This window comes from Roseateles chitinivorans (assembly GCF_002761755.1).
Lineage (GTDB): Bacteria > Pseudomonadota > Gammaproteobacteria > Burkholderiales > Burkholderiaceae_C > Roseateles > Roseateles chitinivorans.
Map to the genome: position 1 here is coordinate 1 of NZ_PEOG01000114.1, position 10,456 is coordinate 10,456.

A 10,456-nucleotide genomic window follows, 5' to 3' on the forward strand; every position below is an offset into this window, starting at 1 on the left:
GTCTGCCAACGAGCAGCGCCCGCACCGTCGAGCGCGGCCGGCCGTCCGGGCCGCGCGAGCCGGCGAGCACCTCGCCGCTGCGCGGATCGACGACGTCGCCGACCGCGTTCACCACCACCATCGCCGCCAGCGTCACCTCGCCCAGGCGCAGCGAGGCCATGCCGAGGCCGCCGGACATTGCGCGGTCGACGCCGAGCAGCTTGCCGACCGTCGCGCCGGCGCCGGCCCCGACCGGGCCGCGCGCGTGTTCGGTGGCGGACGCCGCGTCGCAGGCGGCGCGGCCCGCGTCCGCGTCGGGAGCGGTCGCCACGCCGTGGCGCCAGAGGTCGAAGATCACCGCCGCCGGCACGATGGGCACGCGCACCTGGCCGACCGGAAAGCCATGGCCGCGTTCGGCCAGCCAGCGCATCACGCCGTCCGCCGCGGCCAGCCCGAAGGCGCTGCCACCGCTCAGCAGGACCGCATGGACCTGCTGGACCGTGTTCTCGGGACGCAGCAGGTCGGTCTCGCGCGTGCCGGGCGCGGCGCCGCGCACATCGACGCCCGCGGTCGCGCCAGCCTCGCACAGCACGACGCTGCAGCCGGTGGGCGCCGAGGGATGGGTGAAATGGCCGAGCTTCAGGCCGGCGACGTCGCAGAGACTGCCGGTCTCGCTGAGGCCGTCAGCGGCGGAACGTCCCGCATCGGTGGCGGAGAGGGCGCCCCGGACGGCGGGGGACGCAGCAGGCATGGCACGCTCCAAGGCCGCGCGGGGAGGGCGACCCGAGCGCGCAGTGTAGGTCGGCGCGTTTGATGCGCCGACCTGGCGGCCACGACCTGGCCGGGCCGCCGGATCAGGCGAAGACGCCGGCCGTGTCCTGCATGCGGCGGCTGACTTCACCGAGGTGATGCAGCGTGTCGCCGTACTGCATCTCCATGAGGGTGAGCCGCTTGAAGTAATGGCTGCCGACATACTCGTCGGTCACGCCGATGCCGCCATGCAGCTGGGTGCACTGCTGGCCGACGAAGCGCATCGCCTGCCCGAGCTGCACCTTGGCCTGCGACACCGCGCGGCGGCGCGCCTCCGCCGGCTCGCCCAGCTTGAGCGTGGCGAAGTAGCTCATCGAGCGCGCCAGCTCCAGCTGCATCTTGATGTCGGCCATGCGATGGCGCAGCGCCTGGAAGCTGGCGATGGCCACGCCGAACTGCTTGCGCGTGTTCAGGTATTCCGCCGTCAGCGCGACGAAGCGGTCCATCGCGCCGACCGCCTCGGCCGCCTGCGCGGCGATGGCGATGTCGACCGCGTGCTCCAGCACCGCCAGGCCACGGGCCGGTCCGACCAGCAGCGTGGCGGGCGTGTCCTGCAGCGTCAACTCGGCCGCGCGGGAGCCGTCGTGGAGCGCGTAGCCGCGCAGCGCGACGCCGGCGGCGTCCTTGGCGACCAGATACAGCGCGATGCCGGCGTCCGCGCCGCCGGCGCGCGCCGGCACGATGAAGGCGTCGGCCGCGTCACCGGCGGGCACCACGCTCTTGAGGCCGGTGAGCCGGTGATCCGCCGTGGCCAGCGTGTCGCACAGGTCGAGCCGGTAGCGCGCGCGGCGCTCCTGGTGGGCGAGCACGACCAGCGCCTCACCCCCCGCGATGCGTGGCAGCCAGTCGCCCTGCACCGCGTCGTCCGCCTGCGCGAGCACCGCCGGCGCGACCAGCCCGCCCTGCGCATAGGGTTCCATCACCAGGCCGCGGCCCAGTTCCTCCATGACGACCATCGCCTCGACCGGGCCGAAGCCCAGGCCGCCATGGGCCTCCGGCACCGCCAGGGCGGTCAGGCCCAGGCCGGCCAGGCCGTCCCAGACGGCGCGCGAGAAACCGCCCGCGCGGACGATCGCACGGCGCTGCTCGAAGCTGTAGTCCTTGTCGACGTAGCGCCGCACCGCGTCGCGCAGCGAGTTCTGGTCTTCGGTGAAATCGAAATCCATGTCGTGTCTCCTGCCTCAGCCCAGCACGGTCTGCGCGACGATGTTGCGCTGCACCTCGTTGGAGCCGCCGTAGATCGTCGTCTTGCGATAGTTGAAGTAGTGGCTGGCCAGCGGCGCGCAGTGGGCCGCGCCGACATGGTCGCCCTGCCAGCCCGCCTCCATCGCCTCGTGGATGAAGGGCGTGGCGTAGGGGCCGGCGGCCAGCATCATCAGCTCGGTGTAGCGCTGCTGGATCTCGCTGCCGCGGATCTTCAGCAGGCCCGCGACGTCCAGCGACTGCTTGCCGCTGCTCTCCGCGGACAGCACCCGCAGCACCATCATCTCGAGCGCGACGATGTCCACCTCCAGCAGCGCGATCTGGTCGCGGAAGCGGGCGTCCTCGCGATAGCCGCCGAGCAGCCCCTCGGCCCTGGCGATGCGCTTGAGCCGCTCCAGTTCGCGCTTGGCGCGGTTGACGTCGGCGATGTTGGTGCGCTCGTGCGCGAGCAGGTACTTGGCGTAGGTCCAGCCCTTGTTCTCCTCGCCGACGAGGTTCTCCACCGGCACCTCGACGTTGTCGAAGAAGACCTCGTTCACCTCGTGCTCGCCGTCGAGCATGATGATCGGCCGCACGGTCACGCCGGGCGACTTCATGTCGATCAGCAGGAAGGAGATGCCGGCCTGCGGCTTGACCGACGGGTCGGTGCGCACCAGGCAGAAGATCCAGTCGCCGTACTGGCCCAGCGTGGTCCAGGTCTTCTGGCCGTTGACGATGTACTTGTCGCCGCGCTTCTCGGCACGGGTCTTCACCGAGGCCAGGTCCGAGCCCGAGCCCGGCTCGCTGTAGCCCTGGCTCCACCAGACGTCCCCGCTCATGATGCCGGGGAGGTGGCGCTCCTGCTGCTCGCGCGAGCCGAAGGCCATGATCACCGGCGCGACCATCACCGGACCGAAGGGCACGACGCGCGGCGCGCCGGCCAGCGCGCATTCCTCCTCGAAGAGATGGCGCTGCACCGCGTTCCAGCCCGGGCCGCCGAACTGCCTGGGCCAGGCCCAGCCGTGCCAGCCCTGCTTGCCCAGGATGCGCGCCCAGCGCTGCAGATCGTCCTTGTTCAGGCGCAGCGCGTTGTGCACCTTGTGGCTGATGTCCTTGGGCAGGTGCTCGGCCACCCAGCGGCGGATGTCCGCCCGGAAGGCCTGCTCCTCGGGCGTGAAGTTGAGGTCCATGCGTGTCTCCTGCGTCTTCGATGTCGGGGCCGGCGCCCAGGGGCGCGCTCGGCGGACTGCGCGGGGTTTTAGCACGAGCGTTCGCTTTTGCCCTGTCCCGACCGGGACAAGCCCAGGGACATGCCGGAGCCGCGCGAGAATGCGCGGCTTCCCGGTTTCCGCCACGCCGCCGCCTCGCCATGACCGCCTCTTTCCCGACCGCCTTGCCGCGTCCGGTGCTCGCCCTGCATGGCGGCGCCGGGACGATCCGCCGCGACCGCATGAGTGCCGAGATGGAGTCCGCCTATCGCGCCGCGCTGGCGGCGATCCTGGCCGACGGCGCCCGGCAGCTCGCGCGCGGCGACGCGGCGATGGACGTCGCCGTCGAGGCGGTGCGCCGGCTCGAGGAGTGCGAGCTGTTCAATGCCGGCAAGGGCGCGGTCTACACCGCCGACGAGCGCCATGAACTGGACGCCAGCGTGATGGACGGGCGGGACCGCGCGGCGGGCGCGGTCGCCGGCGTGACCCGGGTGCGCAACCCGGTGCTCGCGGCGCGCGCGGTGATGGCCCACAGCGGCCATGTGCTGCTGATCGGCCCGGCCGCCGAGGCCTTCGCCTTCGACCAGGGCCTGGAGCGGGTCGAGCCGACCTGGTTCGGCACGCCGCAGCGCCTGGCGCAGCTGCGGCAGGCGAGGGCGCTCGCGCTCGGCCAGGTGCTGGACCACGACGGCCAGTCGGCCGTGGCGGCCGATGCCTCGACGGCCGCGCCGGGCGCGGCGTCGGCCTCCAGCGGCCCGATCGACGACCGGACCAAGTTCGGCACCGTCGGCGCGGTGGTGCGCGACGCCGCCGGCCATCTGGCGGCCGCGACCTCCACCGGCGGCATGACCAACAAGCGGCCCGGCCGGGTCGGCGATTCCCCGATCCCCGGCGCCGGCTGTTACGCGGACGACCGCTGCGTGGCCGTCTCCTGCACCGGGACGGGAGAGGCCTTCATCCGGGCGGCCGCGGCGCACGAGGTCGGCGCGCTGATGCGCATCGGCGGGCTGCCGCTGGCCGAGGCCTGCACCCGCGTCGTCTTCGACGAACTGCCCGAGGTCGGCGGCGACGGCGGCCTGATCGCGGTCGACGGGCTCGGCAACCTCTGGCTGGGCTTCAACACCGAGGGCATGTATCGCGGCTGGGTCGAGGCCGGCGGCGAGCCGCTCGTCGCCATCTACCGCGGCGAGTGATGCGCCGGCTGCCTGAACGACCGATGCGCCATCGATCCGCCGTCCTGCTGATGCTGCTGGTGACGCTGCTGTGGAGCAGTGCTGGCGCGGTGTCGCGCCACCTGGACTCGGCGCGCGGCTTCGAGGTGACCTTCTGGCGCAGCGCCTTCAACGCGCTGGCGCTGACGCTGCTGCTGCCGATGCTGCGCGGTCGCGACTACTGGCGGGAGGCCCTGCCGCGGCTGCGGCGCTCGCCGGCGGTGCTCGGCTCCGGCCTGTGCTGGGCGGTGATGTACACGGCCTTCATGCTGGCGCTGACGATGACCGGCGTGGCCAACGTGCTCGTGACGATGGCGCTGGGCCCGCTGCTGACGGCGCTGTTCGCGCGCGTCTTCCTGCGCCAGCGCCTGGCGCCGCGCACCTGGGTCGCGATCTGGATCGCGAGCGCCGGCATCGCCTGGATGTTCGCGAGCGAGATGCGCGCCGGCGCCCACGCCTGGCTGGGCATGGGCGTCGCGCTGGCGGTGCCGGTCGCGGCGGCCAGCAACTGGACGCTGCTGCAGGCGCGTGCCGGCGACGGTGCGACGGACCTGCTGCCGGCCGTGTGGCTGGGCGCGATGCTCTCGGCGCTCGCCACCCTGCCGCTGGCCTGGCCGTTCGCGGCCTCGGGGCACGACCTGCTGCTGCTGGCCGGTCTGGGCGTGTTCCAGCTGGCCGTGCCCTGCCTGATCGTGGTGCGGCTGACGCGGGTGCTGCCGGCGGCCGAAGTCGCGCTGCTGGCGCTGATGGAAGTGCTGCTGGGCGTGCTCTGGGCCTGGCTGATCGCGGGCGAGGCGCCGTCCCCGGCCGCGCTGCTCGGCGGTGTTATGGTGCTGGCCGCGTTGATTGGCAATGAGCTGCTGGGCGCCTGGCGCCGCCCGGCCGCCCCTACGAGTGGAGAGATGTCGCTGTGATTCCGTCGCTGCAATCCGAAGGACTGGTCCTGGCCGAGGTCAATGGCTGCCTCGGCCTGATCACCTTGAACCGTCCGCAGGCCCTCAACGCGCTGTCGCTGGCCATGATCCGCGACATGAGCGCGCTGCTCACCGCCTGGCGCGACGATCCCCGCATCCAGGCCGTGGCGGTGCTGGGGGCCGGTCGCGAGGGCAAGCCCGCGGCCTTCTGCGCCGGCGGCGACATCCGCTTCTTCCACCAGGCCGCGCTGGCGGGCGATGCCGCGCTGGATGCGTTCTTCACCGAGGAATACGCGCTCAACCACCTGATCCACCAGTTCCCCAAGCCCTACATCGCGCTGATGGACGGCGTGGTGATGGGCGGCGGCATGGGCATCAGCCAGGGCGCCAAGCTGCGCGTGCTGACCGAGCACTCGAAGCTGGCGATGCCCGAGACCAACATCGGCCTGTTCCCCGACGTGGGCGGCGGCTATTTCCTGTCGCGCTGCCCGGGGCACAGCGGCGAATGGCTGGCGCTGACCGGCCAGGTGATCGGCGCGGGCGATGCGATCGAGCTGGGCCTGGGCGACGTCTTCGTGCGCAGTAGCGAGCTGCCGGCGATCGTCGAGGCCTTCAGGACCGGCGCGCAGGACAGCGCCGAGCATGTCGTGGCGACGGTGATGGAGCGCGTGGACCTGGCGCCGGTGGCCGAGCACTGGAATGCGCGGGCGCTGATCAACCGCCACTTCTCGGCGGCGTCGGTGCCGGCGCTGTTCGCGTCGCTGGCGGCCGACACGGATCCCTGGGCGCGGCAGACGCTGGCGACGCTGGCCAAGCGCTCGCCGCTGATGATGGCGGTGACGCTGGAGCAGATCCGGCGGGCCCGCGCGATGAGCCTGGCGGACGACCTGCGCATGGAGCGCGACCTGGTGCACCACTGCTTCCACCTGCGGCCCGGCGCGGCCAGCGAGACGGTGGAGGGCGTGCGCGCACTGGCGGTCGACAAGGACCATGCGCCGCGCTGGCGCCCCGCCCGCGTGGAGGAGGTGACGCCGGCCGAGGTCGAGGCCTTCTTCCGCAGCCCATGGCCGCCGGCCGAGCATCCGCTGCGCGCGCTGGACTGAGCGCGTCGGCCGCTGCCGCCTGACGATCCGCTGACGTGCCGGTGTCGCCTGTCGGCGCAGGGGGGCTGACCTACTCGTCTGAGTGCCCCCCAACGAAACGCTCTTCCGAGGGAATCGACAAACGCGTCTTCGCGCCGAAACTGCTGGCCTTCCCGGGATGGGTCCCGCAAGCAGGAGTCGGAGCGATGACGATGAACGAGCAGTTGGCGCGGGCGCGGGCCGTGGTGGCGAATCTGCCGCCGTTGGCGCCGAGGCCGCAGGTGGGCTACGACGATTTGATGGCCGTGCTGCGCGAACCGAGCGCCTTGTTCGGCGAACCTGCGGACACTTCGACCCCGTCGTGCGTTGGGGCGAGGACGGTCGAGTGGCACCAGCTTCCGCAAGTCCTCCAGGAACTGGACGTCCAGTACAACCTGTCGTGTTCCGAATTGATGGAGGGACTGCAGGTCGCCGCTGAGCTGCTGCGCAGGAGCGGGATCCGGCTTGCCCGCGGCAACCCGGCGGCGGCGCATGTCTTCGTGCCGGAGATGGAGGAGGTGGGTTTCCGCTACGTGCTCCGCATCGATGCGAGCCAGGAAGTCGCTCACAGCTTGAACGACGCCGTGCGATCTCGCTGGATCGATCTCGATCTGTGCCGGGATGGTGTCCTCTTCTCGTTCTTGGGGACGGACGATGACGAGGAATTCGCCGTCGTCTCCAACAACCGCGTTCAGGGCGGTGGTTTCCATGGCCATCACCACCCGTGATCTGCTCGCTCAGGCCAGGGACCGCGGAGGCATCGCACCGGAGGCGAATCCGTGTCCATCCAGGAGGTGAAGAATCATGTGAAGCTGGCCGGGCGTGTCTTCGATTGCTGCGATGGTCTGCGGAAGCCCTGGCTCCATCGCCTACCGGATCGCACATGACGCTGGGCACCCCTCGGCCCCCCGCTACTCGCTGATGGTCTTCGTCACCAAGGCCGGGTCCTTGGCGATGTCGGCCTCGGAGAACGGCATCCGCTGCCACTGCCCCGCGCTGTAGGCGCGCGTGTAGTCGCTGTAATGCGCGGACGCCGGATCGTCGCTTTGGGAAAAGGTCAGGAAGGTGTAGGCCTCGACGCCCTCGCTGGGGAAGCGCACCACCTGCATGTAGCTGTTGGCGCTGGTCGCCGTGTTGAGGTCGTAGCCCCCCTGGTCGAGCCGGCTCAGCGCGCACGCCACGGTGAAGTAGCCCTGCGCGCCGCAGCCGCCGAACATCGGGATCCTCTCCGTCCCGCGCGTCGCGAACAGGGTCTCGCCCCGGGTCGCCGTCAGCGCGAAGCCGCTGGCCTGCACCCGCAGGATGGCGGCGCCGAAGGCCTGCAGCAGCGTGGACCGCAGCGCCGGGTTCAGGTCGCGCGGCGTGCGCAGCGGATCGGCGCTGCTGAAGGGCACCTGGAACAGCGACGCCTCCGGCACTCGCGAGGCACGGGTCCAGAACTCGTCCCACAGGTGCGCGCCGCGCGAGCCGAGCAGCCCCTTGCCGTCCCAGGCCTGCAGCGCCGCGCAGGCCTCGGTGGGATCGACGCTGCGCGCCGGGCTGAAGATCTCTCCGGTCGCGGCATCGCCGGTCACCGCGATCGTCGCCGCCGGTGCGCAGAGCATCGCCAGCGCCTGGTCCTTGAAGAGTTCCGCAGTGAGCGCGCGACTGTTGATCACCATCGCGCGCACGGTCTCGCTGGTGGCCCTGTTGCCAGCCAGGCCGTCGGTGCCGGCCAGCCGGTCCTGGACCAGCAGGTGCGCCAGGCGTGAGCGGAAGCTGATCGACGCGGTGCCCGCCGGTCCGAGGATGTCCGGATAGCCGGTCAGCGGCGCGGCCGCATTGGCGAGCCAGTAGCTGTCGTTGCTGTTGAGCACGTAGTCGTCCCGCAGCAGGCTGGGCATGCGGGAAGTGCCGAGCGTGCCCGGCTGCTTGGAGTCCGGATCGGTCTGCCAATCGCAACTGCTCCGGGATCCGTCGAGCACCGGCGTGCGGGGCAGGGCGGCGCTGAGCGCGGTCGTCAGCGCGGTCGCGCAGCCGCTCAGCTGCGAGGCCGAGACGTTGGGCATCGCGCCGATGTCGGCGTACCAGGCCTGCGTGCCGCCGCGCGCCACGGCCACGGTGTTGACCCAGGGAATGGCGGATTCCTCGCGCTGGATGGCCGCGACCTCGTCCAGCGTCCTGGCCTGGCTCCAGCGCAGCCAGACGCGGAACACCCGGAAGTTCTCCGCGTTGATGTCCCGGATTGAGAAGACGGTGTTGACGGTCCAGCCCAGCGCCGCATTGAGCGCGCCGAGGTTGACGATCGGGCCATGCTGGGACTCGTAGAGCGTGCGCGTGACCGGCGCGATGCTGCCATCGGCCTGCCGCACCTGCACGGTGATCTCGCGGGCGGTCATCTTCACCGCGACGCCGTCGCGCAGGTAGCTGGTGGGGTCGCCGGGGACCAGCGTCAGCTGGAACAGGCCGTAGCGCCGCGCCGTCGATACGGTGTGGCTCCAGGCGACGTGGTCGGTGTAGCCGATCTGGATGACGGGCACCGCCAGGAAGGAGGTGCCGGCAACGTCCAGCTCGCCCGGAATGGTGAGATGCGCCTGGTAGAAGCGGTCCGGGCCGCGCCAGTACCAGTGGGGATTGCCGAACAGCAGCGGGCTACCGTCGCCGGTGGCCGCGGTGCCGAAGCCGATCATGTTGCTGCCCACGCCATCGTGGCCGCCGACCTGGAACGCCGGCAGGCGGTCCATGGCGAGCTGCAGGCGCCCGGCCGCGCGCGCCGCTCGGGGCGGCTCGGAGCCGTGGCGCAACCCGATCGCCGACCCCGCGCGCGCTGTCGCGGTCGCCGCCTTCGTCGCGGCACCCGCGGTTGCAGGGCTGGCCGCGACCGGCGGCGTCGCATTGGCGATCGGCGCGACGAAGTTGCTGTAGCCGGCCGCGAAGTGCGCCGCGTACAGGCGCCGGAATACGTCGGTGTCGCTGATGGGCACGACCCAGGCCTCGTTGCGGCAGGCCGCATGCGCGGTGGGCTCGGCACCGGCCTTGATCTCACGGACATAGCGGTTGTAGCCGGCGGCGAAACCGGCGACGAGCTGCTTGAGCTTGTCCGGCTGCGCGGCGATCAGGCGCTGCATCACCGCGTCGTTGAGCACATGCCGGTGATAGAAGTCGGCGTCGAGGTTGCGCGGCTGGCCGATGGTGCCCTGGAAGGGGACGGTCGCATCGGCGCCGAAGTGGCGGGAGCGCTCGCCGCGGAAGGTCAGCATCGCGTTGGCGATCGTGCACAGGTCGTCCTGGGCCTGCGCATAACCGTAGCCATAGCCGGCGCCACCCCAGTCCGGCGCCTTGATGTGCGGCACGCCCATCGTGGTGCGGCGGATCTCCGCGCGGTAGGTGGCGGCGGGATCGCCGTTGTCGTCGTCGCCGCAGCCGGTCAGCAGCGCGGCGATCCCCAGGGTCAGCGCGAGCAGCGGCCGCTGGCCGCCTCGAACGGAAGGTCGCATGTCTTGTCTCCCTTGTGGCTGTCGCGGCCCGGGCGGACCGGAGCGCCCCAAGGATAGGGCGAGGAGCGCCAGTCGGGCCGCCGGCCCGGCGTTCCGGCCACTATGATGCGAAGGATTCTCATTTGAGAATGGTTCGCACATGGGCGGCGTCCTTCCGCCTCCCCACCGCCACCTTCCAGCGACACGTGCCCGCTCTCCGACGATCTGAAGACCCGCCATGACCGACACCCTCCGTTGTTCCTCGCCGCCGCTGCTGGCGGCCCTCGGCCGGTCCCTGCCGCTGATCTCGCGCATCGTCGCGGCGGTCGGCGGGGGTTACGCACTGGCCGCGCTGGCCAGCGTCGCGGTGCTGGCGCTGCCGGTCAGCCGCATCCAGGCCGTCATCGGCGGCATGCTGGGCAGCTTCGCGGTCTTCGCGGCCGCCGTCGTGTGGGTCTTCGCGGTGCGCAGCGCCACCCGGGCCTGGATCGGCCTGTTCGTCGCCGCGCTGCCGCTGCTGCCGCTGGCCTGGTCCGTCTGGCACGGCGCCGCGCCGGCCGTCTCGCCATGAGCGCG

The 10,456-nt window shown here is 71.7% G+C and carries 9 protein-coding genes; 5 read left to right on the forward strand and 4 right to left on the reverse strand.

Annotated elements, in window-relative coordinates; all coding sequences use genetic code 11:
* The 3 genes from CS062_RS24100 to CS062_RS24110 form a co-directional block, all read right to left on the reverse strand.
* Positions 1–730, reverse strand: a 730-nt coding sequence (locus CS062_RS24100; protein WP_143742490.1) for a P1 family peptidase, incomplete at its 3' end; no start/stop codon positions are given.
* 103 nt (positions 731–833) lie between these two features.
* On the reverse strand, positions 834–1,955 hold the full coding sequence (locus CS062_RS24105; RefSeq protein ID WP_099864323.1) for an acyl-CoA dehydrogenase family protein: 1,122 nt from the start codon (positions 1,953–1,955) through the stop codon (positions 834–836).
* 15 nt (positions 1,956–1,970) lie between these two features.
* Positions 1,971–3,161 (reverse strand): acyl-CoA dehydrogenase family protein, encoded by a 1,191-nt coding sequence (locus CS062_RS24110; protein ID WP_099864325.1) that lies wholly within the window; start codon positions 3,159–3,161, stop codon positions 1,971–1,973.
* 179 nt (positions 3,162–3,340) lie between these two features.
* On the opposite strand from CS062_RS24110, the gene CS062_RS24115 reads away from it, so the two are divergent.
* The 4 genes from CS062_RS24115 to CS062_RS24130 all read left to right on the forward strand — a co-directional run bounded on the left by CS062_RS24115 (position 3,341) and on the right by CS062_RS24130 (position 7,153).
* Positions 3,341–4,372 carry an isoaspartyl peptidase/L-asparaginase family protein gene (locus CS062_RS24115; protein ID WP_099864326.1) on the forward strand — a complete coding sequence of 344 codons (1,032 nt, stop codon included), beginning with the start codon at positions 3,341–3,343 and terminating at the stop codon, positions 4,370–4,372.
* Between the two features lie 23 nt (positions 4,373–4,395).
* The gene (locus CS062_RS24120) at positions 4,396–5,304 is read left to right on the forward strand and encodes a DMT family transporter (RefSeq protein WP_099864328.1); all 909 of its coding nucleotides are present in this window, start codon (positions 4,396–4,398) and stop codon (positions 5,302–5,304) included.
* A complete protein-coding gene (locus CS062_RS24125; protein ID WP_099864330.1) occupies positions 5,301–6,407 on the forward strand; it encodes an enoyl-CoA hydratase/isomerase family protein in 1,107 nt (368 codons plus the stop codon). Before CS062_RS24120 ends, CS062_RS24125 begins: the two co-directional genes overlap by 4 nt.
* Positions 6,408–6,592: 185 nt before the next feature.
* Complete coding sequence (locus CS062_RS24130) at positions 6,593–7,153, forward strand: hypothetical protein (protein WP_099864331.1); 561 nt, start codon at positions 6,593–6,595, stop codon at positions 7,151–7,153.
* Between the two features lie 183 nt (positions 7,154–7,336).
* Here CS062_RS24130 and CS062_RS24135 read toward each other — a convergent pair whose 3' ends face one another.
* Positions 7,337–9,901 (reverse strand): penicillin acylase family protein, encoded by a 2,565-nt coding sequence (locus CS062_RS24135; protein WP_099864332.1) that lies wholly within the window; start codon positions 9,899–9,901, stop codon positions 7,337–7,339.
* A gap of 217 nt (positions 9,902–10,118) precedes the next feature.
* On the opposite strand from CS062_RS24135, the gene CS062_RS24140 reads away from it, so the two are divergent.
* Complete coding sequence (locus CS062_RS24140) at positions 10,119–10,451, forward strand: DUF3649 domain-containing protein (protein WP_099864333.1); 333 nt, start codon at positions 10,119–10,121, stop codon at positions 10,449–10,451.
* Positions 10,452–10,456 lie beyond the last annotated feature (5 nt).

Bases quoted from the DNA above. Each gene is read 5' to 3' on its own strand.
- CS062_RS24105 (WP_099864323.1), bottom strand. From the start codon at position 1,955: ATGGATTTCGATTTCACCGAAGACCAGAACTCGCTGCGCGACGCGGTG.
- CS062_RS24110 (WP_099864325.1), bottom strand. From the start codon at position 3,161: ATGGACCTCAACTTCACGCCCGAGGAGCAGGCCTTCCGGGCGGACATC.
- CS062_RS24115 (WP_099864326.1), top strand. From the start codon at position 3,341: ATGACCGCCTCTTTCCCGACCGCCTTGCCGCGTCCGGTGCTCGCCCTG.
- CS062_RS24120 (WP_099864328.1), top strand. From the start codon at position 4,396: ATGCGCCATCGATCCGCCGTCCTGCTGATGCTGCTGGTGACGCTGCTG.
- CS062_RS24130 (WP_099864331.1), top strand. From the start codon at position 6,593: ATGACGATGAACGAGCAGTTGGCGCGGGCGCGGGCCGTGGTGGCGAAT.
- CS062_RS24135 (WP_099864332.1), bottom strand. From the start codon at position 9,901: ATGCGACCTTCCGTTCGAGGCGGCCAGCGGCCGCTGCTCGCGCTGACC.
- CS062_RS24140 (WP_099864333.1), top strand. From the start codon at position 10,119: ATGACCGACACCCTCCGTTGTTCCTCGCCGCCGCTGCTGGCGGCCCTC.